Source organism: Synechococcales cyanobacterium CNB (assembly GCA_030263455.1).
Classification (GTDB): Bacteria; Planctomycetota; Phycisphaerae; order Phycisphaerales; family UBA1924; genus CAADGN01.
The window spans coordinates 21594-45965 of the sequence record SZOZ01000007.1; the positions used below are offsets into that span (position 1 = coordinate 21594).

Sequence of the window (24372 nt, forward strand, 5' to 3'; positions counted from 1 at the left end):
GATTTCAGGCCGCTGCCGCCCCGACGGACTGTGCGCTGTCGAACTCGATGGCGATGCGCTGGCGGCCGTCGAAGCCCGCTTCCGCTCGCACGACCCGCGCACCGACCATCCGCTGACGCGCGAGCACGATCTCGCCGCCCCAGCCGATCGCGACGTCCACCGCGTCACCGGGCAGGAACGGGCGCGGCGACTCGACCAGCAGTTTCGCTCCTCCCGCGGAGAGGTCGTACGTGCCCGCGAGCACGAAACGCCGGCTGTCCCGGTGGATCAACTTGCACGGCCGCGTCACCGCGTACCTCGGGTGCCGCCTTCGGTCGCTCGCCTTCACCTCCACGGGCGGGCCTGCTCGTTCGAGGCTGGTGCGCGGGGATTCGGTCTCGGCCATGGATCGCTCCGTTCCGGGGGCGGGTGCCCCTCTCCATCGCCTATCGGACAGAACGCCGGGCCACTTCGCCGCACACCCGGCAAGGCTTCACCCGTTTTCGGCCGATAAGCAGAACCGGACCTTGCGAACACGACCAGGAGAACAGGCCCGGTGGAGATGAGCGTCGTCATCCCGACCCACGGCAGGCCGGACAAACTGGCCGCGTGCCTGCGCGCGCTCGCGCGGCAGACCCTCGACGCCGAACGGTTCGAGACGCTCGTCGGTATCGACGGCGGGACGCGAGACGAGCGGGCTGCCGAGGCGGTGCGCACTGCGCTGCGGGACGCCTGGCCGGCCGATCGATCCGATCGGCTGGCTGTCGTGCCCCTGCCACGAGGAGGCCAGGCGGCAGTGCGCAATGCGCTGCTGGCGCGGGCGTGCGGCGAAACCATCGTGTTCCTCAACGACGACGTTGTGCCGGACGCAGGACTGCTCGCGGCGCACCTCGCGGCTCAGCGCGAGGCGAACGAACCGGGACGGACCGCGCTCGTGGTCGGCGCAGCGCCGTGGCGCGTCCACGAGCCTGATCGCCTGTTCGACCGCCTGATCCGCGAAACCTCGATGATCTTCTTCTACGACCGCATGGACGCGATGGTGCGCACGGGCGAGGTCGGGCGAGACCACGACTGGGGATTCCGTCACGCCTGGATGCTGAACCTCTCGGCCCCAGCGTCGCTCGTGCGCGAAGCGGGTGGACTCTCGGTGTTCCCCGACACCTACGGCTACGAGGACGACGAACTCGCGTGGCGGCTCGGACAGCGATTCGGCACCCGCGTGCTCTACAGGCCCGAGGCCGCCGCCGTCCACGATCACAGGATGGAGCCTGACGACTACCTGCGGCGGGAGTTCCGGCTGGGGCACGCGGCATGGGGCTTCGCAAGGGCTGCGCCTGAATGCGCGAGGGCCATGTTCGGACGCGACGTGACAAACGGGGAGGAAGTCGAGTACTCGCGCGAGTTCGTGCGCCGCGAGAGGGCGACGGCCGAGCGACTGGAAGCGTCGTTCCGCTCGCTGGCCGGCCTGCCCGCGGACGCCGTTTCAGGGCCGCACACCGAGTCGCTCGTGCGCCTCGCCTACGAGCAGCACCTGCTGCTGAAGCGCTGGCACTGGCGGAAAGGGCTGCTAGCTGCGGCGGCCGAGGATGCGTCGCAAAGAAGTGGCTGAGTGACGCAGTATCGGACGGCGGTGCGCCTCGACACGCATCGGGGGCGGGCCTTCCCAAGACCTGCTATTCCCCGTCGCCTTCTTCGCGCCCTTCGTGTTCGATCGCGGCCGTCCGCTACGTCGGCAGCAGGTCGCGGCGCGGTCCGAAGTCAAGGTTCATGGCCTTCTTGGCCATCGCGAGCGTTTCCTCGGCGACCTCGTTCGCTCGGCGCGTGCCGCGCCGGATGACGTCGAGGATCACGTCATCCCCGCCGGGCTTCTCGTACTCGGCCCGGCGTGCCCGCATCGGTTCGAGCAGCGCGTTGATCGCTTCCGCAACCTCAGCCTTCACGTGCCCGTCACCGATGTTGTCGCCGGTGGCGTAGCGGCGCTCGAGTTCCTTCACGCGCTCCTCGTCCTTGATGAACGCCCGCACGTACTCGAAGAGCGCGTTGTTCACGTCGCCCGGCTCGGTCATGCTCTGGCGACCGGTGAAGATTTCCCCGACGCGCGTCTTCACTCTCTTGGGCGTGTCGCTCAGGAAGATCGCGTTATTCAGGCTCTTGGACATCTTGTTCTTCCCGTCCGTCCCCACGAGCCGCCCGACGCGACCGACGAGCGCTGCCGGGATGGGGAAGACCCCGCCGAGCCGCTCGTAGTCCGCGTCCTCCGCCTGCGGGTCCACGCCGCAGTACACCTGGTCGAAGCGGCGCGCGACCTCGCGGCACATCTCGATGTGCGCGACCTGGTCCTCGCCCACGGGGACATGGGCGGGGCGGAAGGCGAGAATGTCGGCGCACTGGCCGACGGCGTACATGGGGAAGCCGAAGGAGTAGGTGTCGCCGAGTTCCTTGGTCTCGATCTCGGTCTTGAGCGTGGGGTTGCGCATCACGCGGTTGAAAGGCAGGAGCATGGCGAAGAACCAGGTGAGTTCGGCGATGGCCGGCACCTCGGTCTGGAGCACGATCGTCGAGCGCTCGGGGTCGATCCCCGCCGCCAGCCAGTCCTTGACGATCTCGATGGTGTCGCGGCGTATGTCCGCGCTCTTGTGAGCGCGCGTGGTGAAGGCGTGCATGTTGGCGAGCAGGAAGTAGCACTCGTGGTCCTGCTGGAGCCGCACGCGGTTTTCGAGCGAGCCGACCCAGTGGCCGAGGTGAAGCCGCCCGGTAGGCGTGTCGCCGGTGAGGATGCGGGGCAGCGTCATGGGGGAAGAGTGTAGTAGAGCCACAAGGCTTGAGGCGCTGGGTCTGAGCGTTGTGAATCGTGGAAGGCACGCCTTAGGAACCCGACTGCGTCCCCGTCGCCCACATGGCCATCGCCACGTTCATGGCGTTGAAGCAGGCGTGCATGGTGATCGGGACCAGCAGACGCTTGGTGCGCTCGTAGGCCAGCCCGCAGGCGAGGCCCAGCACGCCGATCGGGACCGCGGCATACCACGGGACGCGCTGCTCCGCGGGGCCGACGGCGTGAGCCACGGCGAAGACGACCGCGGCCGCGAGGATGCCGACCCACGGCAGGCCCGTTGCGCGCGAGATCGAGGACTGCAGGAACACGCGGTAAATCATCTCCTCGACCAGCGGCGCGCCGACGACGGCCGCGGCGATCAGCGCCCACACCCATGCCGATCCCCCCCCCTGTGCGCCCTGGAGCATCAGGGCGAGGGTCGGGTGCGCCACGCCGTCGGCGGGCAGCGCGCCCCCGATGCTCGCGTGCATCCGAACCGCCAGTTCCCCGCTCAGGAGCACGAGCGGCAGCGCGAGCACGTACAGGCCCATGCCGATCGGCAGGTCGCTCCACAGCGGCCTGAGGCCGGCGTTGGGCGCGGCGTGGGCCATCATGTAGACAAGGCCCAGCGCGACGATCCCCCCGATGAGGTACGTCGCCCCCTGCACGGCGGCGTGGTAGCGCAGCGCGCCGCTCTCAGGCCCGACGAGCCACGGCCACGCCGACGCTGCGCTCGCCGTCAGCGCCAGCGCCGCGAACGTGAGCAGCCCTGGGAAGAGCCAGATCGGCCACGGGAACGGCTTGAGGTCTCGCTCCCCGGACCGCTGCAGCGAGCCGGGCCGGATCGCGTCGCCCGCCCACAGCATCACCAGCACCAGCGCAGACGCCGCGGCCAGCAGGCCCACGCGCCAGTCCGCCATCACGCGAACGAGTTCCGAGACCGTGACCGAGTCCAGCCCCCCGCCGCTCTCGCCCTGCTTTCGTCCACCCGATTGCCCGAATGCTGGCCCGGCGGCGACAGCCAGCCCAAGCCATGCAACAATGACCCCCGTGAACGACCGGGACGAGACCCAACCCGAAGGCTCCGAGGTGCCGCGGCAGGACCTCCCGGGGCAGCCCTCGGGCGTGCTGGGCGAGATCGTCGCGCACAAGCGGGTCGAGGTCGAGCGGGCGATGTCGGCGACCCCGCTGCGCGAACTCGAGGGGATGGTCGCCGCCGCCGACCCCCCCCGCAACTTCTTCGCGGCGGTGACCCGGCCGGGACGGTTCAGCCCGACGGCGGTGATCGCTGAAGTGAAACGGCGCAGCCCGAGCGCGGGGCTGCTGCGCCCCGAGTACGAGGGAGATGGATTCCGCCCTGAGGCCATCGCAGAAGCCTATTTCCTGAACGGCGCATCGGCGATTTCCTGCTTGACCGACGAAAAGTTCTTCGGCGGGCGGATCGACTTCATCCAGCGGATCAAGGACGCCGTACCCCTGCCCGTGCTCCGCAAGGACTTCATCATCGACCCCTGGCAGTTGTGGGAGAGCCGCGCCCACGGCGCGGACGCCGTCCTGCTGATCGCAGAGTGCCTGACCGAGTCGCAGATCGTGGACATGCTGATCCTCGCCCAGCAACTGCAGCTCACGGTCCTCCTGGAAGTTCACTCGATGGAGAACCTGCTGCGGGTCCGCCCGCACGTCGGGTTCCCTCACCGGGCCTACTGCCTGCTGGGCATCAACAACCGCGACCTCGGCACGATGGCGGTGGACCTGAACCACACGCTCCGGCTGGTGGACCTCGTGGATGATCCGAAGGTGCTGGTCAGTGAGTCCGGCATCCGCACGCCCGACGACCTCTCACGCTTGCGGCGGGCCGGGGTGCGGATCGTCCTCGTCGGCGAGCACCTGATGCGGCACGACGACCCAGGCAAGGCCCTCGCCACGCTCCTCGCCCGCGAGTGACCCGCCGCACGAACCCGCCCCTACGATGCCGGTATCCGAGGCCGGGAATCCCAGGGAGGTCGGTCATGCTCCGATTCCGCGTCGCTGTCGTGCTCGTTGCGGCCGTCTGCTTCGCGTGGCCCGCCACGGGACAGGTCGTCGAACCGGAAGCCGCGCCCGCGGCCTCGCGCCCTCCCGAGGTCGTGGGGCTGCTCGAACGGGCGCGGGACGCCGTGCTCGAACACGGCATCTTCGCCGCAAGACTGAAGACCTACGCCACCGGCTCGCCGGGGCTGGCCGACAACTTCGGACGCGCCGAGGGCGAACTCGTCGCGCAGCGCGACGACGACAAGCAGGAGACGTGGCGCACGCGACTCACCGGCGAAGGCTCGCTCACGGCCCAGGCCACACCCGTGCGCTTCGACTCGATCTGGCACGGCACGCGCGTGGCGTGGATCGACCACGAAGCCCGCGTCTACTACGAGCAACCCGTGGCGGCGCGCGGCGTGTCGAGCACGCCGCTGCGCGTCAGCGATTCCCTCCGGCTCGCTGCCGCGCAGGTCGCATCCTCCAGGCCCTTCGCGGACGCACTGGCGGCGACCGACATGGCGTTCGAGAGGCACGAGGTCGCCGACGGCGTCGAGTGCGGCGTCGTCACCTTCACCGACAAGACCGGCCGGCAGCGATGGCACTTCGCCCTCAACGACGGCCTGCCCCGCAGAGCCGAACTGATCGCGGGAGGCGCGGGCATCAGCGTCAGCATCATCACCGAGTTTTCATCGCCGACGACCGATCCCTCCGCCGTCGCCGGCCAGACCTGGACCATCCCGGTCCCCGAGGGCTACGAGCGCAAGATGGCGCCCGCGCCCGACGAGCGCAGACCGCCCGCGGCACGTCCCGCCCCCAGCGCGGCGCCCGCCGCGAGGTACAGCCCGGAGTGGGAGCTGAAGTCGGCGGAAGGCAAGGCGGTGTCGCCGAGCGCGCTGCGGGACAAGGTCACGGTGCTCTACTTCTGGGGAACGTGGTGTATCCCCTGCAAGCGGGCCGCCCCGCTCCTCATCGACCTGCACCGCGACTACAAGGACAAGGGCGTCGAGGTCGTCGGCATGGCGTGCCGCGAGCGCGACGCCGCCGCCGCCGTGCGCCACGCCGCGGAAGCGGGCTACGACTGGCCGCAGATCATCGGCGCTGACGAGGTCGCGAAACTCTACGAGGTGCGCTCCTACCCGGCGTTCATCGTGCTCGGGAGGGCGTCCGAGATCGTGTACGAGTCGGGCCGGCCGCAGAACGGTTCGTTCGACTCGATCTTCGAGGAGATGCGCAAGGCCATCGACGCCGCGCTCGCGGGCGAACGCCCAGGACAGCCGGGCGCATCCCGGCCGGGGCAGACGCCAGGCCCGACCGCTCGGCCCGTCGAGGGAACGCCGCTGCGAATCCGGCCTCGCCCGACCAACGACACCACGCGGCCCGAGCGCGACGACCACGATCCCGAGTGATCGCCCCGGTGCGCCGGTGACGGCTCAGTTCCCGCCGCGGATCGCGGCCTGCGCCGCCGCCAGCCGCGCGATCGGCACGCGGAAGGGCGAGCACGAGACGTAATCCAGCCCGACGCGGTGGAAGAAGTGGACGCTGGCCGGGTCGCCGCCGTGCTCGCCGCACACGCCGACCTTCAGATCGGGGCGCCGCTCGCGTCCCCGCTCGGTGCCCATGCGGACGAGTTCGCCGACGCCCGTCTGGTCGAGGGACTGGAAGGGGTCGTGCGCGAGGATGTCGCGGTGGAGGTAGTCGGGCAGGAACGAGTTGGAGTCGTCGCGGGAGTACCCGAACGTCAGCTGCGTCAGGTCGTTGGTGCCGAAGGAGAAGAAGTCGGCGACCTCCGCGACGTCGCCGGCGACCAGGCACGCCCTCGGGATCTCGATCATCGTGCCGATGCGGATGTCCAGCCGGCCGCTGTAGCCCTCGGCCGCCCGCGTCCGCTCGATCGTCTCCTCGATCTCGCCGCGGAGCAGGTCCAGTTCCCGGCGCGTGCCCACGAGCGGCACCATGATCTCGGGAACCGCCCGCACCTTTTCGCGGGCGCACGCGATGGCCGCTTCGACGATGGCGCGCACCTGCATCCGCAGCACCTCGGGGAACGTGACGGCGAGCCGGCACCCGCGGTGCCCGAGCATCGGGTTCATCTCGTGCAGCTGGCTCACTCGGGCGCGCACCTTCGAGACCGGCACCCGCATCGTCGCCGCCATCTCCTCCTGCGACTTGTCGTCGTTGGGCAGGAACTCGTGGAGCGGGGGGTCCAGCAGGCGGACCGTGACCGGCAGCCCCTTCATCGCACGGAAGATGCCGATGAAGTCGTCGCGCTGGTAGGGGAGCAGTTTCTCCAGCGCGGCCTCGCGCTCCTCCACCGTCTCCGCCAGGATCATCTCGCGCATCGCCGAGATGCGGTGGCCCTCGAAGAACATGTGCTCCGTCCGGCACAGCCCGATCCCCTCCGCGCCGAACGAGCGCGCCCGATCCGCGTCCGCGGGCGTGTCCGCGTTCGCGCGAACGCCCATCGTCCTGTGCTTGTCCGCCCAGCGCATCACCTTGGCGAAGTCGCCCGAGAGCGTCGGCTCGACCGTCGAGACCGCCCCGGCCATCACCTCCCCCGCCGCACCGTCCAGCGAGATCAGGTCCTGCCGGCCGTAGACCTGCCCCCCCACCGTGAACGTGCCCGAGGCGGCGTCGATCTGGATCATCCCAGCGCCGGCGACGCAGCACTTGCCCCAGCCGCGCGCCACCACCGCGGCGTGGCTCGTCATCCCGCCGGTGCTGGTCAGGATGCCCGCCGCCGAGTGCATCCCGTCCACGTCCTCCGGGCTGGTCTCCTTGCGCACCAGGATCACGCTCTCGCCCGCGCGGGCGCGCTGCACCGCCTCATCGGCGGTGAAGGCCGGGCGGCCAACCGCCGCCCCGGGCGACGCCGGCAGCCCGCGCGCGATCACCTTCGCGATCGCCTTGGCCTTCGGGTCGAAACTCGGCAGCAGCAACTGCGTCAGGTCGCCCGCGGGAATCCGCAGCAACGCCTCCTTCTCGGTGATCAGACCCTCCTTCACCATGTCGCACGCAATCTTCACCGCCGCCGCACCGGTGCGCTTTCCGGTGCGCGTCTGCAGCATGTACAGCGTGCCGCGCTCGATCGTGAACTCGATGTCCTGCATCTCGCGGTAGTGCTTCTCAAGCCGGTTCTTGATCTTCAGCAACTGCTCATGGACCTTCCTGTTCCACTTCGCCATCTGCGCCACCGGCTGCGGCGTGCGGATGCCCGCGACCACGTCCTCGCCCTGCGCGTTCACCAGGAACTCGCCGTAGAAGACGTTGCGGCCGGTGCTCGGATCGCGCGTGAAGGCGACGCCCGTGCCCGAGTCGTCGCCCATGTTGCCGAAGACCATCGCCTGCACGTTGACGGCCGTGCCCTTCAGGCCCGTGATGCCCGAGAGCCGACGGTACGAGATCGCGCGGTCCGCGTTCCAGCTGCGGAACACCGCCTCGATCGCCAGTTCCAGTTGCTTGAACGGGTTCTGCGGGAAGTCGTGCCCGGTGTGCTGACGCACGACCTCCTTGTAGAGCACGCACAGCTCGACGATGCCCGCCTCCGGCACCTCCGTGTCCTCTCGCACCTGGTGCCGGCGCTTCACGTCGTCGAACGCACGCTCGAAGTGCTCGTGCCCCACGCCCATCACCACGTCCCCGAACATGTTGATGAGCCGGCGGTAGGCGTCGTAGGCGAACCGCCGGTTCCCCGTCGAGCGAGCCAGCCCCTCGACCGCCTGGTCGTTCAGGCCCAGGTTCAGGATCGTGTCCATCATGCCGGGCATCGACACCGCCGCCCCGGAGCGCACCGAGACCAGCAGCGGGTTCGCGTCGTCGCCGAACTTCTTGCCCGTCTCACGCTCCAGCAGGGCGACGTGCTGGTGGACCTCGTTCATCAGGCCGTGGGGGAGGCGCTTGCCGTGCTCGTAGTACTTCGCGCAGGTCTCGGTGGTGATCGTGAATCCGGGCGGCACCGGCAGCCCGATCGACGTCATGTCCGCGAGGTTCGCCCCCTTGCCACCCAGCAGCGCCTTCATCGAGGCGTTCCCCTCGGTGCGCCGCGAGCCGAAGAAGTAGACCATCTTGCCCGCCTTCACGCCACGCCGCAACGGCTTTCGGGCCGCCGCGCGAGCGGGAGCGCGGCCTCGGTCGGCGACGTGCTTCTTCGCCGCGGGCATCGAACGGGGTGCGGACGCTGACTTCCCGCCCGCGACGACACGGGCGGCTTTCGCCTTCGACTTCTTCTTCGCCATGGTCAGAATCATCCTCAGCGGCGGTTACGCCGCGATGCGGTATCGGCAACCCTCCGGCCCACGGCACAAGCATCCCGCAAGCGCCGTCGTCCGAGTTCACCATCCCTCGCGCCATGCCGGATGGGGCGAACAGTGTAGTTCGCGCCGACCACCGAAGGCCAATGGCCGCAAAACTCCCGTGAACCATCGATGATCCGCGCCTCTCCCTTTCGGGGGCTGAGCCTTGCAGGCCCCGACTTCCACTCCTTCATGCTCTCTCTCCCACGCACAACCCCGTCAAACCCTCTCTATCATCGGCCGTGCCTCTCAGAACCGCACCGACACGGCCGAGGATCGCACCTGACGCTCGCCCGCTCGTGTACGCGTGCAACCTCCCCTGCCGCGGCACGCTGCGCGCCGCCGCCGAATCCACCTTCCGCGTTGCGCTCGACGACTCCGGCCGCCCTCGCTCCCGCTGGCTCGACGCCGCGACTGGAGACGATCGACCCGCGCCCCTCGCCTTCATCCATGATCCTCTCCGCGACCTCGACCGGCTCCTCACGGCGCATGCGAAACCCGAACTCACCGAGCCGTTCGCCTCAGGCTGGATCGGGTGGCTCTCCTACGACCTCGGCAGGCTGATCGAACCCGCCGCGGACGCGGCCCGCTGCCCCACGGTCCCTTCCGACACCCCCCCCTTGATCGAACTCCACCGGTTCACCGGCGAGCCGCGACAGTCATGGAGCGGTCCGCTCACGACCGAAGAGCCGCTCCCTCACGGTGGCGGCCCGTCGGATCATGGCGGTTCTTTCGGCGTGCTCCGATCCGTCGCGGGCCGCGCCGCCTATGTCGCCGCCGCCGACCGTGCCCTCGAGCACATCCGCGCAGGCGACGCCTACCAGATCAACCTCGCGCACGCGCTCCGTGGCCGATTTACAGGCTCGGCACGCGATCTCTACGCCTCCCTCGCCGCGACCGCGCAGCCCGAGCACGGCGTCTACGTCGAGTCCGCGGCTGGCCCGACCCGGTGGGCCGTCCTCTCGCTCAGCCCCGAACTCTTTCTCTCGTTCGACCCCGCGTCGCGGCGTGTCGTCACGCGACCGATGAAGGGCACGCGCCCCGGCCACGCCGACCCCGACGAACTCATGCGCGCCCCGAAGGACCGCGCCGAACTCGCCATGATCGTGGACCTGATGCGCAACGACCTCGGCCGCGTCTGCGAGTTCGGCTCCATCCGCGTCGACGTGCCACGCCGGATCGAACGCCACGCGACCGGCGCGGCCCGGGTCCTGCAGGCCACCGCCACGGTCTCGGGCACGCTCAGGGGGGGGATGACGCTCGGGGGGCTTCTCGCCGCCGCGTTCCCGCCGGGGTCGGTCACCGGCGCGCCGAAGGTGCGTGCCATGCGGATCATCGACTCGCTCGAAGGCTTCCGTCGCGGGCCGTACTGCGGGGCGACCGCCGTCATCGACGACGCCGGCCGCGCCGTGCTCGGCGTCGCCATCCGGACCGCCGTGGTCGCGGGACGCGCCGACGCCCACGGCCGCTTCATCGATGCCGCCGTCGAGTACGCCGTCGGCGCGGGCATCGTCGCCGATTCCGACCCCGAAGCCGAGTGGCGCGAGACGCTCGACAAGGCGGGGCCGCTGCGGGGCGTGTTCAAACTCGAAAACACCGAGGGAAGCCGGGACTAACCCAGCAGGATGACCCGCTGGCGTTCCGGCCCGGGCCGTGCGATACTCCTCGCACCCCCGCGCTCGCGTTGGTCGCGGCCTCGGCGGGCACCTTCTGGAGACACGCATGGCCGTTCGAGTCGTCGGTGGCGCGTTGGTCGGCGCCGTGGTCGCGTTCATGTGGGGGTTCGTCTTCTGGACCGTGCTGCCGTTCTCGGATCAGGCCATCACTCGGGTCGCGGACGAGGGCGCGCTCTCCGAGTCGCTCCGCCAGCACGTCGGCGCGAGCGGCGCATACGCCCTGCCCTACCCAGACCACCACGAGGGCATGACCGCCGAACAGAAAAAGATGGCCGACACCATCTGGAAGGGCAAGCACGAGATGGGCCCAGTCGCCCTCCTCTTCTACAGCCAGGATGGCGTCAGCACCGAAGACCCGCTGACCTTCGCCCGTGGCTTCCTCATCGCCCTGCTCGCGTCGTTCCTGCTCGCGGCCGTCTCCGCCGCGGCCGCCCAACGCGGCGTGCCCTATGGCAGGCGCGTAGCCCTCATCCTCAGCATCGCGCTCTTCGCCGCCCTCACCTCCCACGCCATGCAGTGGAACTGGTTCTATCTCCCGATGCGCTACTCGATCACCATGTTCGCCGAACTCGTCGTCGGCTGGACCCTCGCCGGCCTCGCCATCGCTGCCATCGCCCAACCCGGCAGACCGAAGTCGCCCCCGAAGCCCGTGGGACGACCGAAAGGCGAAGAGTCGGCGTCGTGACGCTGGCCGCTCTCCTCTTCCACACTCGGATGGTGCCCGTACCCCGTTTCCCGCCCGCGGGGCGCACGTTCGTTGCCAAGGGCGCGGCGAGGCTTTGCAAGCAAGCCCCTAGAGGGGGACCGCCCAATCTCGCTTTCTTTGTGCTCCACACAGAATGACCGCTGCAATGGCTCGAGGTACCGGAGATGGGGATGTTGTTCCCATACCATCCTCCGTGCCCGAACCCGCACCCCACACTCCCCCCGCATGGGGATCCGAGACGCGTGACGAGCGTCTCGCGCGGCTGCTCGCCAAGGCCCGCGCTCTGCCCGCCGTGCCGGGGGTGTACCTGATGAAGGACCACCGCGGCGTGGTGCTCTACGTCGGCAAGGCGGCGCGGCTGCCGGCGCGGGTGTCGTCGTACTTCGTTCCATCGGCGGACCTCGGGCCGAAGAAGGAACTGATGCTCGACGCCGTGCACGACTTCGACGTGCTCGAATGCGAGACCGAGTGGGAGGCACTGCTCGCCGAGAACCGGCTCATCAAGGACATCCGACCGCGCTACAACGCGATGCTCACCGACGGCAAGTCCTTCCCCTACCTCGTCGTCACGCAGCGCGAGGACTTCCCGCGCGTGTACATCACACGCAACCCCTCCGGCGTGCGCGACGACGGCACGGAGGACCCGCTGGTGCGCGGGGCGAAAGTCCTCGGCCCGTTCGTCAGCCCCGGCGCGCTGCGCGAGGCCGTGCAGATGCTCCAGCGCATCTTCCGCTTCCGCACCTGCTCGCTGGACATCGTGGACGGCGACCCGCGCAACCGCCACTTCCGCCCTTGCCTGCTCTATGCGATCGGTCAGTGCTCGGGGCCGTGCGCGGACCGCATCCCGCGTGACGCCTACCGCGCCGACGTGGACCGCTTCGTCCGCTTCCTCGAATCGAAGCGCAGCGTGATGCTGCGCGAGTTGGCCGCCGAGATGCAGGCCGCCGCCACAGCCCTCGACTTCGAGAAGGCCGCCGTGCTGCGCGACCAGATCGACGCCCTGCGCAGGCTCGACGAGCGTTCGACGCGCAAGGCCGGCTGGCAGCCCGAGACCGAGATCGGCTATCTCGACCCGCGCAAGGCCACGCGCAGCCTCCAGCGCACGCTCGCCCTCGACCAGCCGGTCCGATGCATCGAGGGCATCGACATCGCCCACCTGCACGGCGGCGAGACCGTGGGCTCCAAGGTCTGCTTCGTGGACGGGCGGCCGTTCCGCAATGAGTACCGCCGCTACCGCATCCGCTCGGTCGAGGGCGGCAACGACGACTACGCCAGCATCCGTGAGGTCGTCAGCCGCCGCTATCGCGAGGCTGGCGAGGGGCACGAGTTGTACCCCGACGTCATCCTCATCGACGGCGGGCTGGGCCAGTTGCACGCCGCGCTCGAAGCGTTCGAAGGCCTGAACGTGCGTCCGCCCATGGTCGTCAGTCTCGCCAAGAAGGAAGAACTGCTCTACGTGCAGGCACGCGCCGAGCCGATCCGTCTCGGCCGCGACAACCCAGGCCTGCGCCTCTGCCAGGCCGTACGCGACGAGGCCCACCGCTTCGCCCAACTCTACCACCACGCCCTGCGCCGCAAGCGCACGCTCAACGAGGACTGAGCATCTCTGCGAATCCTCCGCGGCCTTCGCGTTCTGTCCTCTCATCCGTTGTCGTACCGCACCCACTCCAGGCACAGCCCCGCGGGCGGCAGTGTCGGGCCGGCGCGGCGGCGGTCGCGCGACGCCAGAATCTCCGGCATCGACGCCACGTCCATCTTCCCCCGCCCCACCTCGTGCAGCGTTCCCGCGATGATCCGCACCATGTTGTAGAGGAAGCCGCTGCCCGACACGTCGATGCGGATCAGCGCGCCGCTGGCCGGGCTTCCTGTGTTGCCGCCCGGCACACCCGCCAACCCATCCACCACGCGCACCCGGCAATCGAAGATCGTCCGCACCGTCGTCTGCCGCCCGTGCCCCGCCGCCGCGAACGCCGCGAAGTCATGCTCGCCCACCAGCAGACGCGCCGCCCGGTCCATCGCCCCCGCGTTCAGGGTGCGCCACGAGTGGAACACCCACCGCCGCTCCCACAACGGCCGGTCCTCCGAGCACAGGATCGTGTACGAGTACGCCTTCGCCCGCGCATCGGCGATCGGGTCGAACGCCTCCGGCACGACCTCGACCCCCGTCACCAGCACGTCCTCGGGGAGCCGCGCGTTCACCGCGAGGCGCAGCCGGTCCAGACCGCGCGCCACGGGCCACCCCGAGCGCCCCCGCGACGCCGCCTCCGTCCCGCCGCCGTCGCCTTCTCCGCCCCCCCCCTCGTCGCCCGAGCACGTGAACGCCGCCACCTGCCCGCGCGCATGCACGCCCGCATCGGTCCGCGACGCCCCGGCTAGCCGCACCGGCTCGCGCACCACCTCCCGCGCCGCCCGCTCGACGATCTCCTGCACCGTCCGCAGCACCGCCCGGCCCTCGCGTGCCTCCGAACCCGCCGGCACGGGCGCGGCCCCCGGGTTCACAGCCGGGTTCGGCGGCTCCTGCTTCTGCCACCCGTGGAACGCCGTCCCCTCGTACGCGATGGTCAACTTGTACCGCGGCACGCCCACAGCCTATCCGCCCCATTTCCCGGGCCAGATACGGCTCGAATGTGAACCCGCGCCCCCGAACCGACCGATCTGCCCCGCGAGACGGCCTCGACGCGGGGAGTGCGCATGAGCGGCATGGTCTTCGGAATCGGCCTCAGCAAGACGGGCACCAACAGCCTCAACGAGGCTCTGTGCACCCTCGGCTACCGCTCTCTGCACTACCCCGATTGCGTGCTCATGCTCGCGGGCCGATACGACGATGCCCTCTGCGGGCACGACGCCGCCACGGACATCTCCGTCGCCGCTTTCTTCCGCGAACTCGACGCGGCCTACCCCGGCTCGAAGTTCATCCTCACCGTGCGCTCCCTCGGCGCGTGGCTGCGTTCCGTGGGCGAGCACATGGCCCGACGCCCGCCCGAGTCCATGCACCCCGGCGAGCCGCGCGGCGAGGTCCGCCTTCGGCTCTACGGCACGCGCGGGTGGGATGCCGACCTCTTTGTCGAGGCCTACCGCCGCCATACCGCCGCCGTGCGCGCCCATTTCGCCGGTCGCCAGGGCGACCTGCTCGTCCTCGACGTCTGCAACGGCGAGGGCTGGGAGAAACTCTGCCCGTTCCTCGGCAGACCGATCCCCGCCGCGGCGTTCCCCGCCCTCAACCGCACCTCGGAGCGGCTCAAGACGGCGTGAGGTCGCACGATCGCGTCATCCGAGCGCGTGCTCGACGTCCGCCAGCAGGTCGTCGCCGTCCTCGATGCCCACGCTGAAGCGCACCAGGCCGTCGGAGATGCCCAGGCGGGCGCGCTGCTCGGGCGGCACGCTCGCGTGCGTCATGATGCCCGGGTGCTCGACGAGCGACTCCACCCCCCCGAGCGACTCGGCGAGGCTGAAGATCGTCAGGCGTTCGAGGAACCGGCGCGCGTCTTCGATCCCGCCCTTGAGTTCCGCGGTGATCATGCCCCCGAAGCCGCGCATCTGCCGCGTCGCCAGGTGGTGCTGCGGGTGCGACGAGAGGCCGGGATAGATCACGCGCTTCACCTTCGGGTGCTGCTCCAGCCACGCCGCCAGCCGGCAGGCGTTCATGCAGTGCCTCTCCATCCGAACGTGCAGCGTCTTCGTCGATCGCAGCAGCAGGAAGCAGTCGAAGGGGGACGGCACCGCCCCGACCGCGTTCTGGACGAACTTCAGCCGCTCGTGCAGGTCCGGGTCGTTCACGACCAGCGCACCACCGACGACGTCCGAGTGCCCGCCGAGGTACTTCGTGGAGGAATGGCACACGATGTCCGCCCCGAGCGCGAGCGGGTTCTGCAGGAACGGCGACGCGAACGTGTTGTCCACCGCCAGCAGCGCGCCCCGCTCGTGCGCGATCGAGGCGGTGCGCCGCAGGTCGATCACCTTCAGCATCGGGTTCGTCGGCGTCTCCAGCCACACCAGCCGCGTGCGCTCGGTCATGGCGTCGCGCGTGGCGGACTCGTCCGTCATGTCCACCAGCGAGACCTTCAGGCCGTGGCGCGTGAAGACGCGGTTGAAGAGCCGGTTCGTCCCCCCGTAGACGTCGTCGCACAGCAGCACGTGATCTCCCGGCTCGAAGAGGTGCAGCACGCACTCCATCGCCGCGCACCCGCTGGCGAAGCACAGCCCGTGCCGACCGCCTTCGAGCGAGGCGAGGTTGGCTTCGAGCGCCTTGCGGGTCGGGTTGCTCGACCGCGAGTAGTCGTAGTCGCTCTTGATGACGCCCGGGCTTTCCTGCACGTAGGTCGCCGTCTGGTAGATCGGCGTCATGATCGCGCCCGTCGTCGGGTCCGGCCGCTGGCCGGCGTGGATGGCGCGCGTCCCGAACCGCTGCTCGCTGCTCATGCTCTGCCCTTAGCCCTGCGCCCTTCGGCTCAGGTAGTCAATCACGTCGATCTGCGACACGATCCCCACGATCCTCCCGTGGTCCACCACCACGGCCACCCGGTCCTTCTCAAAGATCGGGAACAACTCTTCCACCCGCGCCTTGGGATAGACGACCCCGTCCAGCGGGTTCGCCACCTCGCGCACCGGCGAGTCCGGCCCCACCCGACCCGTCTGCAACCCCCGCAGCAGGTCGATCTCGTGCACGATCCCCTTCGGCCTGCCCTGCCCGTTCGTCAGCGGCACCTGCGAGATGCCGCGCGTCCGCATCAACTCCGCCACGCGCGCGACCGTCGCCCCCTCGTCCACCGTCACCACCTCGCCGTGCGGCTGGCGCAGCACGTCTTCGACCACGCCCATCTGCCGCGCAGGCTCCAGGAAACCGTGGTCCTTCATCCACGCGTCCGACAGGAACTTCGTGATGTACCGCGTCCCCGAGTCCGGCAGCACTGTCACGATGCGCTTGCCCGGCCCGAGCTCCTTGGCCAACTCCACCGCCACGTGCACGTTCCCGCCCGACGAGCCGCCGCAGAACAGGCCCTCCTCGCGCACCAGCCGACGCGCCATCACGAAGCACTGCCGATCGTCCACCTGGCGCATCTCGTCGACGGCCTTCATGTCGAAGGCCTCGCACACGATGTCGTCCCCCAGCCCCTCGACCTTGTACACGTGCGCCTCACCCGGAGTCCCCGTGTAGAACAGGCTGTAGTGCACCGACCCGAGCGGGTCGACGCCGACCACGCGCACGCTCCGTCCCGTCTCGCGGTTCTTCTCCTTGATGAACCGGCCGATGCCCGAGATCGTGCCGCCCGTCCCCACGCCCGCCACGAACGCATCGAACTCGCCGCCCGTCTCGTCCCAGATCTCGGGGCCGGTGCGCCGGTAGTGCGCGTCGATGTTCGCCGGCGAGTGGTACTGGTTCACGTAGAACCCGCCCGGCGTCTCGCGGGCCAGCCGCTTCGCCACGTTCACGTAGTGCTCCGGCGAGTCGCCCGGCACGTCGGTCGGCGTGATGACGACCTCCGCGCCGAACGCCTTGAGCATGTTCACCTTCTCCAGGCTCATCTTGTCCGGCATGGTGAAGATGCACTTGTACCCCTTCACCGCTGCCGCCATCGCCAGCCCCAGTCCCGTGTTCCCGCTCGTGTTCTCGACGATGGTGCCCCCCGGGCGCAGCTGCCCGCTCCGCTCCGCTTCCTCGACGATGTGCAGGGCCATGCGGTCCTTGATCGACCCGGCCGGGTTCATGTACTCGCACTTGACCAGCACTTCCGCCGCGCCCGCAGGCACGACCCGCCGCAGCCGCACCAGAGGCGTGTGCCCGACAGCATCCAGAATCGATTCAAAGCACCTCATGGCACACTCCTGGAATCACGGGACGCGTCCGCCCGCAGCCGCCGCACGGGAGGATAGCGGCGACCCGCTCCCCACCCCGGCAGCGCCCGCCCGGCCCCGCTCCGATCGCCGCTCGCCACCCCCACGCGCGCGTGCCGCTCGCCAACCGCCATCCGCTATCCGCCCCTCTTGTTCCTCACCCGCATCACCACCCGCCGAATCCCCCCCCCTGCGCGATCCTGCAGCGCGGCCCGGCCGCCCGAGCGCAGCCAGCGATCCACGCGGAACCGCGTCGCCCCGTCCGTCACCTCGACCGTCACCACGCCCCCCACGAAACGCACGACGCGCGACCGCCCGGCGAGTTCCGGCGGGCAGAGCGCGGCCCACGCCCCCGCCAGCCCTCCCGTCAGCCGACGCTCTCGCTCCAGCCCTTCTGCCACCGCCCGCGCCGCCGCACCGATCGCGACGCCAGGCTCTCGCACGGCGCGAAACTTCTGCAAACGCGCGATCTCGCCGGCCGCATGACCCGCCCGCCTCATCCCGCCATCCTACCACCCAGCCGCCGACCGCAGCCGGTCTCGTTCACTGTCCGCTCGCCCCTGTCCCGTTTTCCCCTTCGGACAGTTGGCTCTTCGGCCATTCGGCTCTGTGCGCTCTGCTACCCTCCCTCCCCATGACCACCGCCATCCGCATCGTCGGCCTGGTCAAGGAGTTCCCGCCCGTCGCCCGCGCGCCGCGCACCCGGGCCGTTGACGGCGTCTCCCTCGACGTTGAGCCGGGCGAGCTCTTCTTCCTGCTCGGCCCCTCAGGCTGCGGCAAGACGACGCTTCTGCGCATGATCGCGGGGTTCATCCAACCCACGGGCGGCACGATCGCCTTCGCCTCCTCTCCTCCCGGCGCCCGATGCCCGGCGCCCGATGCCTCCTTCCGCGACGTCACCCGCATGCCGCCCAACAGGCGGAACACCGGCATGGTCTTCCAGTCCTACGCCCTCTGGCCGCACATGACGGTGGAGCAGAACGTGGCCTTCGGCCTGGGCGTGCGGCGCGTCCCCACCCCTGAGAGGACGGCCCGCGTGCGCGAGGCCCTCGACGCCGTCCGCATGGGCGACTACGCCAGGCGCAAGCCCACCCAGCTCTCCGGTGGTCAGCAGCAGCGCGTCGCGCTCGCCCGCGCCCTCGTCGTTCGCCCCGACGTGCTGCTGCTCGACGAGCCGCTCTCGAACCTCGACGCGAAACTCCGCATCGAACTCCGCGCCGAGATCCGTCGCATCTGCAAGCAGGCCGGTCTCACCACCGTCTACGTCACCCACGACCAGAAGGAGGCCCTGAGCATGGCCGACCGCGTCGCCATCATGGACGCGGGCCGGGTCGTGCAACTCGGAGCGCCGGCGGACCTCTACCGCCGGCCCCGCTCACGCTTTGTCGCCGAGTTCCTCGGCGAGACGAACTTCCTCGACGCCGAAGTCCTCGGCGTTGAGAGCGGCGTCGCCCGCCTGCGCACCCCCGCCGGCGAACTCGCCGCGCTCATCGCGGATGACGGGGCGCGGAGCGAAAGCGTGCGCCACGCTCCCGCATCCCGAGTCACCCTCAGCATCCGTCCCGAGGCCCTCCGCCTCCTCCCCTCTTCGCAGGACTCGGGACTCAGGACTCACCAACCCACCCTCCCTGCACGCCTGCTCGACACCGTCTACCTGGGTGAGATCGCCCAGCACACGCTGGAGCTGCCCGGCGGCGCGCGATTGAAGGCCGCGGAACTCAACCCCCCCCCCACGCCCGCGCGCGCCAGCGACCTCCGCATCGCCGTCGATCCGGCCGACGTGGTCATCATCCCGTGACGGCCTGCCTCGCTGTCCTTGCCCCGGACTCCCGCGACAGCAACTCCCCCACCGTCATCCACGCGAAGTCCGACAGCAGCGAGGCAAAGCGTGCCCCGCAGCGGTCCAGGTTGTTGTAGTGCCGGAAGGCGTGCGAGCGGCGCAGCCCCGACATCCGCGGCTGACCCGGATCGATCTCCCACGGGTGGATGTAGAAGACGTAGGGCGTCCCCGAGCGCAGAATGCGCCGAACGCCGCGCTTGAACACCGGGTACGGGATCAGCCGGAAGTACCCCCCCCCTGCCCACGGCAGGCCCCGCCTGCCCAGCTGCAGCGTGGAGACGCACACCTCGTGGAAGCCCGGCCTGATCTCGGCGATCGGCTCGCCCGCGTCCATGCCCGCCAGCCTCCCGTAGCGATCGTGCGCCACCGTCGGGAACGCCGACGAGTCATACGCGAACCCTTCCTCTCGCAGAACGTCGATCGCCCAGTCGGTGATGGAGAACGACGGCGCGCGATAGCCGCGCACCACCGCCCCGGTCAGGTCTTCCGTGAGCCGCTTCGCCCGGCGCACGTCCTCGCGGAACTGCTCGTGCGTGAGCGTGTAGATGAGGTCATGCCCGTACCCGTGGCTGGCGATCTCGTGCCCGGCGGCCGCGATGCGCTTGATGAGCGATGGGCACCTGTCGGCCACCCAGCCGAGAATGAAACAGGTGCAGCGCACCCCGCGCTCCGCCATCAGTTCAAGCATCCGGTCGGTGTTCCGCTCGACGCGCAACTCGCGCTCGTCCCACGTGTCGCGCGCAACGACAGCCCGCAGGTTCTCGACCTGGAACCAGTCCTCCACGTCGATCGACATGGCCGCCGGGGCATCAGGCATCTGGCAGCGGGCAGCAGGTCCGTCCTTCCCTGGTGCCCGGTGCCTGGCGCCTCATCCCTTCTCCAGCATCCTATGGCCCCGTCTCCTGAACGCCTTCACGTCGCCCGGCTTCGGGAACGAGAAGTACTTCTTCCCCGACATGTCGAGCGGTGTTGCTTCGACAGGCCCGGCCCGGAACCGCTCGAGCACGCGGATCATCAATCTTGCGCCCTCGCGCTTCGTCCCCGTGATGACCCGGTCCAGCGAGTCGCGCTCGCGCAGTGGGAACTCGAGCGTGTCGATCACGCCGCCCGCGTCCAGTTGTTCCGCCATCTCGTGCACCGTCACCACCGCCGCCCGCTCCCCGTGGAGCAACTGCCAGAAGTTCGGCATCATCCCGCGGTAGACCGGCAGCCGGCCAGAGTGGATGTTGATGCACGCCACCCGGGCCGCGGCCAGGATGTCGCGCCGGAAAATCTCCGGCGCGGCGACGGAAACGATCACGTCCGGCCTCAACTCGTCGCGCACCCGCGCGACGTACTCGGAGTCGTTCACCGAGCGCGCCGGCACAATCGGCACGCCCGCCTCGCTCGCCAGCGCCGCGATGGTCCGCCGCCTCGCCTTCGCCAGCGCGAAACGCCAGCACAGCCGCACGAAGTCCACCGGCCCGTAGAACCGCCACATCCGCAGCGCGGTCTTGTGCATCGGCTCGTGGAACGCCTCGCTCACGGTAATGCCGACCAGGTCGATGCGGTCGCGCGGGCACTCGGCAAAGAAGACCTCGAAGAACCGCACGACGTACAGCGGATCGTCCTCGGTGACGATCAGCACGCGGAGCGGAGGGCGCGTCTCGGGCGGATTCATGGCGGGCGTCCGTGCTTGTCAGGCCGCGGTCTCGGCCGCCGCCTGCGACGGCACGGGCCGCTTCTTCATGTCCAGACCCCACAGGTCGGAGAAGGCCTCGATCGCCTGCGCCTGGGTGTACTTCTCCTTGTACGCCTTGAAGGCCTTGCGCCCCATCTCCGCCGTGCGCTCGCGGTCGGCGGCCATCTCGCGGATCGCCCGCACAAGGCCCTCGGTGTCGCCCGGCGCCACCGTGACCCCGCAATCGCACTCGGCGAGCGTGTAGGCCGTCTCGGATTCCAGCGGCGTCTGCGCCAGCACCGCCCGGCCGCTCATCAGGATGCCGTACAACTTGCTCGGCACCGCGATCCCCTCGAACCCCGCTCGCAGCGAGATCAACGCGACGTGGCAGCTCGAAAGACTCTCACGCACCTGCTCGAGGGGAACGAAGTCGTGCCAGGTGATGTTCGTGCAGCCGAGGTCCTCCGCCAGCCGCACCGCCGCGGTCCGGCGCGCCCCCTCGCCGATGAACAGGAAGTGGATCGAGGGGTCGTCCTCGACCATTTTGGCGGCGCGCACGAACGAGTCCATGTCGTGCCACATCCCCATGTTGCCGGAGTACTGCACGATGAACTTGCCCCGCAGCCCCAGCCGGTCGATCATCGCACTCTTCTCGATCGGCAGCGGGTCGGGCGCCTCGACCGCGCTCCAGTGTGGGATGTAGACGATCGACTTCTTCTCGTCGATCCCGTAGCGGTTCACCAGCAGCGTCGTCATGTCCCGCCCGAGCACGATCATCTTCTCCGCGCGCCGGTACGCGATCTTGTTCAGCCACGTCCACGCCCGCGCGACGAACGAACGCTCGCTCATCCCCAACGCGATCAGCGACTCGGGGTACGCGTCCAGCACCATGTACTGGTACTTCAGCCCCCGGAGCAGCGAGACCAGGTACAGCCCCTGCGCCAGGAACGGCGGGTTCGTCACCCCGAACACGATCGTGGTCTTGGGCACGAACAACAGCCGCAGCAACGCGGGGATCATGAACCCCAGGTACGACATCGCCCGCGAGTAGTGCGACTTCTTGTGGTCGATCCGGAACCCCAGCCGGCGGATCTTGATCCCCTTGTACACCTCGTACCGGGGGAGTTTCCGCCCGCGGCCCTCCTTCCCGCTCGGGAACGCGCACAACGCCGTGATGTCGTGCCCCTCCTTCACCATCTCCGCGAACATGCTGGTGAACAGCTGGCTCGTCGACGTCGTGTCCGGGTAGAACACCTGGCAGACGAACAGTATCTTGCGCGGCGTGCTCATGCCTCGGTCTCTCCGTCGCGGGAAGGGGGCGAGTATAGTGGCCCGCCCCGCGACCCTCACCAGTCCAGCCCGGCCTCGTACCCGAACTCCACGAGAAACTCCCCGATCGTGCTCTTGTACGTCCGCCGCAGGGCGTCGTCGAAGTGGTTCCGCCAGTCCCCCGCCACGCCCTTGCGCACGAACGCCTTCGCGTCGTCCTGCCCGCGCTCACGGCCCCCGCTCATCCGTTCGAACGAGTGCGCCTCCACGATCCCGCCGATCGTCTCCGGCGAATCGTCCAGCCCGAAGAGCGCCGCGATCCGCGTCAGCGACCCCCGCGCATCCGCCAGCATGTCCTCGTAGCGCAGCATCAGGCTCGCCTCGGGGTCGCGGTTGTCGCGCCACGAACGCACCCACGCCGCGTACGCAGGAAGGGTCCGCTCCGAAAACACGCGCAGCCCCTCCTGCAGCGGCAGCGGCGCATACAGCGGGTATTCCGGGTGCCAGGGCGTGTTCCGAACGTAGAAGTAGTTGCTCACCGCCACGTCACGCAGGTCGCGGTACAGCACGACGTACGGCACGCCCGCACGCTTCAGCACGCCCGCGTTGTGCACCGAGCCGTGCGCGTGCATCTTCGTCAGCACCAGCATCCCGCGGAACCGCTCGAACATGTCGTCGGGAAGTTCGAAGTCGTGGCTCCCGCCCGTGCGCAGCTCGTGCGACGCCACCTCGGGGATCAGCAGTTCGTGGAAGCCGGGGAACGACGAGATCATCTTCTCCAGCCACGTCGTGCCGCTCTTGGGCAGCCCCGCCACGAACAGCACCGGGTGCGGGTACCGCGACCCGTACTCTCGAAACCCGCGCCGGCACGCGGCACGCTGGGCCCAGTACCGCGGCCAGACGGCCACTCGCTTGGCCTCACGAGCCGCCGACGGAGGAAGGAACCTCCTCGCGAGGTTTTCAAGGGTTTTCGTCGGGTCCATGCCGATCCCACCCATCTCCTGTCGGCCCGCCGCGACGGGTGGCACGATAGGCCGAACGCTCCCGGTCTCACCATCGGCACACCCCTGCCGATACTGTTGTGGCTTGCACCCGATCGGTTCGCGCTCGACCGGCGTAGTGCGGCTGGTGCCCCGCGCACGCCGGCAGTCCCTTCGGAGACCCGATGACCCCCAACGCGACCCAAGACCCGCCCGCAGCCGGCACCCGCTCCGCGCAGGCCGTGCCGCCTCCACCGCGCCGGTCGATCTGGACCCCGAAACAAAAACTTGTTCGGGCTGTGTGGGGGACGGCAGGCCGCCTCTTCTGGGAACTTCTCCCCCCTGCAAGGTCCGCTCTCCTCCGCCTCTTCGGAGGTCGCGTCGGCCGCGGGTGCTCCTTCGGCTCGGGCATCGACATCGCCATTCCCTGGAACATCCGCTGCGGCGACCGCGTGCAGGTCGCGGACCGCGTCATCCTCTACGGCCTCGGACCGATCACCATCGGCGACGGCACCGTCATCGACTACCGCGCCCACATCTGCGCCGGCACCCACGACATGACCGACTCACGCTTCCCACTCCTCAAACCCCCCATCACCATCGGACGCGGGTGCTTCATCGGCCTGGACGCCTACCTCGGCCCCGGGATCGAACTCGGCGACCGCTGCCGCGTCCTGCCGCGCGCCAGCGTCTACAAGTCCGCGCCGCCCGACACTTGGCTCCGCGGCAATCCTGCTCGCCCCTTCGACCCCGCAGCCGAAGGAGACGCGCCGTGAGGGTGTTCCTATGGCGCACGCTCGGGCGATGGGCATTCCGGCTCTCGCCGCACGTCGCCAACCGCTGGCGACGCGCCGTGCTCCGCGCCTTCGGCGCACGCCTCGCCCCGAACATGAAGGTCCGGCGCAGCGTCGCCATCGATTGCCCGTGGCTCCTCTCCGTCGGCTCGCTCACTGTCATCGGCGACCGGGCCGCCCTCCGAGGGGCGGGGCGGATCACCATCGGCGACCGCTGCGTCGTCAGCCAACTCGCCATCGTCACGACCGAGGCCCGCGACCCCGCCGCGCCGGGCCATCCCGTCCGCCGCCGCGACGTCGTGCTCGAGGACGACTGTTGGCTCGCCGCCGACGCCCTCGCCCTGCCCGGTACACGGCTGCGCGCGGGCACCGTCGTCGGCGCACGCTCCCTCGTGCAGGGCGACACCCTGCCCGGCTGGACCGTCGCGGCGGGACAGCCCGCGCGGCCGATGAAGAAACGCGAGTTCGTCAACGTGGCTTCGGCCTGAAGAAACGCGCCAAGGCACGCGACATCAAGGCACA

The 24372-nt window shown here is 69.8% G+C and carries 22 protein-coding genes; 10 read left to right on the forward strand and 12 right to left on the reverse strand.

Annotated elements, in window-relative coordinates:
* Positions 1-4: 4 nt before the first annotated feature.
* Positions 5-385 carry a PilZ domain-containing protein gene (locus FBT69_07975; GenBank protein MDL1904727.1) on the reverse strand — a complete coding sequence of 127 codons (381 nt, stop codon included), beginning with the start codon at positions 383-385 and terminating at the stop codon, positions 5-7.
* A 150-nt stretch (positions 386-535) separates the two neighbouring features.
* Here FBT69_07975 and FBT69_07980 point away from each other — a divergent pair, with 150 nt between their 5' ends.
* The gene (locus FBT69_07980) at positions 536-1588 is read left to right on the forward strand and encodes a glycosyltransferase family 2 protein (protein MDL1904728.1); all 1053 of its coding nucleotides are present in this window, start codon (positions 536-538) and stop codon (positions 1586-1588) included.
* Positions 1589-1703: 115 nt separating this feature from the next.
* Here the strand turns inward: FBT69_07980 and trpS are convergent, their stop codons facing one another.
* Complete coding sequence (gene trpS / locus FBT69_07985; GenBank protein ID MDL1904729.1) at positions 1704-2771, reverse strand: tryptophan--tRNA ligase; 1068 nt, start codon at positions 2769-2771, stop codon at positions 1704-1706.
* Between the two features lie 73 nt (positions 2772-2844).
* Entirely contained in the window at positions 2845-3711 is an 867-nt protein-coding gene (locus tag FBT69_07990; protein MDL1904730.1) for a CPBP family intramembrane metalloprotease, read from the reverse strand.
* Between the two features lie 121 nt (positions 3712-3832).
* On the opposite strand from FBT69_07990, the gene FBT69_07995 reads away from it, so the two are divergent.
* Together FBT69_07995 and FBT69_08000 are read left to right on the forward strand one after the other, a co-directional pair.
* Positions 3833-4735, forward strand: coding sequence for an indole-3-glycerol-phosphate synthase (locus FBT69_07995; GenBank protein ID MDL1904731.1), 903 nt, complete (start codon positions 3833-3835; stop codon positions 4733-4735).
* Positions 4736-4800: 65 nt separating this feature from the next.
* The gene (locus FBT69_08000; protein ID MDL1904732.1) at positions 4801-6210 is read left to right on the forward strand and encodes a TlpA family protein disulfide reductase; all 1410 of its coding nucleotides are present in this window, start codon (positions 4801-4803) and stop codon (positions 6208-6210) included.
* Positions 6211-6234: 24 nt separating this feature from the next.
* Here the strand turns inward: FBT69_08000 and FBT69_08005 are convergent, their stop codons facing one another.
* On the reverse strand, positions 6235-8865 hold the full coding sequence (locus FBT69_08005; protein MDL1904733.1) for a pyruvate, phosphate dikinase: 2631 nt from the start codon (positions 8863-8865) through the stop codon (positions 6235-6237).
* A 356-nt stretch (positions 8866-9221) separates the two neighbouring features.
* On the opposite strand from FBT69_08005, the gene FBT69_08010 reads away from it, so the two are divergent.
* From FBT69_08010 to FBT69_08020, 3 genes are all read left to right on the forward strand, one after another.
* Entirely contained in the window at positions 9222-10709 is a 1488-nt protein-coding gene (locus FBT69_08010) for an anthranilate synthase component I family protein (protein ID MDL1904734.1), read from the forward strand.
* Positions 10710-10815: 106 nt separating this feature from the next.
* On the forward strand, positions 10816-11454 hold the full coding sequence (locus FBT69_08015; GenBank protein MDL1904735.1) for a hypothetical protein: 639 nt from the start codon (positions 10816-10818) through the stop codon (positions 11452-11454).
* Between the two features lie 331 nt (positions 11455-11785).
* The gene (locus FBT69_08020) at positions 11786-13075 is read left to right on the forward strand and encodes an excinuclease ABC subunit UvrC (protein ID MDL1904736.1); all 1290 of its coding nucleotides are present in this window, start codon (positions 11786-11788) and stop codon (positions 13073-13075) included.
* Positions 13076-13116: 41 nt separating this feature from the next.
* On the opposite strand, the gene FBT69_08025 is transcribed toward FBT69_08020, so the two are convergent.
* Complete coding sequence (locus FBT69_08025; protein MDL1904737.1) at positions 13117-14055, reverse strand: tRNA pseudouridine synthase A; 939 nt, start codon at positions 14053-14055, stop codon at positions 13117-13119.
* Positions 14056-14166: 111 nt separating this feature from the next.
* Between FBT69_08025 and FBT69_08030 the strand changes: the two genes are divergently transcribed.
* A complete protein-coding gene (locus FBT69_08030; GenBank protein ID MDL1904738.1) occupies positions 14167-14727 on the forward strand; it encodes a hypothetical protein in 561 nt (186 codons plus the stop codon).
* A gap of 15 nt (positions 14728-14742) precedes the next feature.
* On the opposite strand, the gene FBT69_08035 is transcribed toward FBT69_08030, so the two are convergent.
* The 3 genes from FBT69_08035 to FBT69_08045 form a co-directional block, all read right to left on the reverse strand.
* A complete protein-coding gene (locus FBT69_08035) occupies positions 14743-15894 on the reverse strand; it encodes a cystathionine gamma-synthase (protein ID MDL1904739.1) in 1152 nt (383 codons plus the stop codon).
* A 9-nt stretch (positions 15895-15903) separates the two neighbouring features.
* Positions 15904-17289: a pyridoxal-phosphate dependent enzyme gene (locus tag FBT69_08040; protein MDL1904740.1), complete on the reverse strand. Its 1386-nt coding sequence runs from the start codon at positions 17287-17289 to the stop codon at positions 15904-15906.
* A 155-nt stretch (positions 17290-17444) separates the two neighbouring features.
* On the reverse strand, positions 17445-17807 hold the full coding sequence (locus FBT69_08045) for a coproporphyrinogen III oxidase (protein ID MDL1904741.1): 363 nt from the start codon (positions 17805-17807) through the stop codon (positions 17445-17447).
* 134 nt (positions 17808-17941) lie between these two features.
* Here FBT69_08045 and FBT69_08050 point away from each other — a divergent pair, with 134 nt between their 5' ends.
* Positions 17942-19105 (forward strand): ABC transporter ATP-binding protein, encoded by a 1164-nt coding sequence (locus tag FBT69_08050; GenBank protein MDL1904742.1) that lies wholly within the window; start codon positions 17942-17944, stop codon positions 19103-19105.
* Here FBT69_08050 and FBT69_08055 read toward each other — a convergent pair.
* From FBT69_08055 to FBT69_08070, 4 genes are read right to left on the reverse strand one after another with little or no spacing between them, the layout of a single operon-like run.
* Positions 19095-19964: a DUF3473 domain-containing protein gene (locus FBT69_08055; protein MDL1904743.1), complete on the reverse strand. Its 870-nt coding sequence runs from the start codon at positions 19962-19964 to the stop codon at positions 19095-19097. The genes FBT69_08050 and FBT69_08055 overlap by 11 nt on opposite strands.
* A 51-nt stretch (positions 19965-20015) precedes the next feature.
* Entirely contained in the window at positions 20016-20807 is a 792-nt protein-coding gene (locus FBT69_08060; GenBank protein MDL1904744.1) for a hypothetical protein, read from the reverse strand.
* Positions 20808-20825: 18 nt separating this feature from the next.
* On the reverse strand, positions 20826-22097 hold the full coding sequence (locus FBT69_08065) for a glycosyltransferase family 4 protein (protein ID MDL1904745.1): 1272 nt from the start codon (positions 22095-22097) through the stop codon (positions 20826-20828).
* A 56-nt stretch (positions 22098-22153) separates the two neighbouring features.
* Positions 22154-23104 (reverse strand): sulfotransferase domain-containing protein, encoded by a 951-nt coding sequence (locus FBT69_08070; protein MDL1904746.1) that lies wholly within the window; start codon positions 23102-23104, stop codon positions 22154-22156.
* A gap of 137 nt (positions 23105-23241) precedes the next feature.
* Here FBT69_08070 and FBT69_08075 point away from each other — a divergent pair, with 137 nt between their 5' ends.
* Positions 23242-23832, forward strand: a complete 591-nt coding sequence (locus tag FBT69_08075) for a hypothetical protein (GenBank protein ID MDL1904747.1) — start codon at positions 23242-23244, stop codon at positions 23830-23832.
* On the forward strand, positions 23829-24338 hold the full coding sequence (locus FBT69_08080; protein MDL1904748.1) for a colanic acid biosynthesis acetyltransferase WcaF: 510 nt from the start codon (positions 23829-23831) through the stop codon (positions 24336-24338). Before FBT69_08075 ends, FBT69_08080 begins: the two co-directional genes overlap by 4 nt.
* Positions 24339-24372 lie beyond the last annotated feature (34 nt).

Coding starts and splice junctions, on each gene's coding strand:
- FBT69_07975 (MDL1904727.1), bottom strand. CDS start 385: ATGGCCGAGACCGAATCCCCGCGCACCAGCCTCGAACGAGCAGGCCCG.
- trpS (MDL1904729.1), bottom strand. CDS start 2,771: ATGACGCTGCCCCGCATCCTCACCGGCGACACGCCTACCGGGCGGCTT.
- FBT69_07990 (MDL1904730.1), bottom strand. CDS start 3,711: ATGGCGGACTGGCGCGTGGGCCTGCTGGCCGCGGCGTCTGCGCTGGTG.
- FBT69_07995 (MDL1904731.1), top strand. CDS start 3,833: ATGACCCCCGTGAACGACCGGGACGAGACCCAACCCGAAGGCTCCGAG.
- FBT69_08000 (MDL1904732.1), top strand. CDS start 4,801: ATGCTCCGATTCCGCGTCGCTGTCGTGCTCGTTGCGGCCGTCTGCTTC.
- FBT69_08005 (MDL1904733.1), bottom strand. CDS start 8,865: ATGGTCTACTTCTTCGGCTCGCGGCGCACCGAGGGGAACGCCTCGATG.
- FBT69_08015 (MDL1904735.1), top strand. CDS start 10,816: ATGGCCGTTCGAGTCGTCGGTGGCGCGTTGGTCGGCGCCGTGGTCGCG.
- FBT69_08020 (MDL1904736.1), top strand. CDS start 11,786: ATGAAGGACCACCGCGGCGTGGTGCTCTACGTCGGCAAGGCGGCGCGG.
- FBT69_08030 (MDL1904738.1), top strand. CDS start 14,167: ATGAGCGGCATGGTCTTCGGAATCGGCCTCAGCAAGACGGGCACCAAC.
- FBT69_08035 (MDL1904739.1), bottom strand. CDS start 15,894: ATGAGCAGCGAGCAGCGGTTCGGGACGCGCGCCATCCACGCCGGCCAG.
- FBT69_08040 (MDL1904740.1), bottom strand. CDS start 17,289: ATGAGGTGCTTTGAATCGATTCTGGATGCTGTCGGGCACACGCCTCTG.
- FBT69_08045 (MDL1904741.1), bottom strand. CDS start 17,807: ATGAGGCGGGCGGGTCATGCGGCCGGCGAGATCGCGCGTTTGCAGAAG.
- FBT69_08050 (MDL1904742.1), top strand. CDS start 17,942: ATGACCACCGCCATCCGCATCGTCGGCCTGGTCAAGGAGTTCCCGCCC.
- FBT69_08055 (MDL1904743.1), bottom strand. CDS start 19,964: ATGCCTGATGCCCCGGCGGCCATGTCGATCGACGTGGAGGACTGGTTC.
- FBT69_08060 (MDL1904744.1), bottom strand. CDS start 20,807: ATGAATCCGCCCGAGACGCGCCCTCCGCTCCGCGTGCTGATCGTCACC.
- FBT69_08065 (MDL1904745.1), bottom strand. CDS start 22,097: ATGAGCACGCCGCGCAAGATACTGTTCGTCTGCCAGGTGTTCTACCCG.
- FBT69_08075 (MDL1904747.1), top strand. CDS start 23,242: ATGACCCCCAACGCGACCCAAGACCCGCCCGCAGCCGGCACCCGCTCC.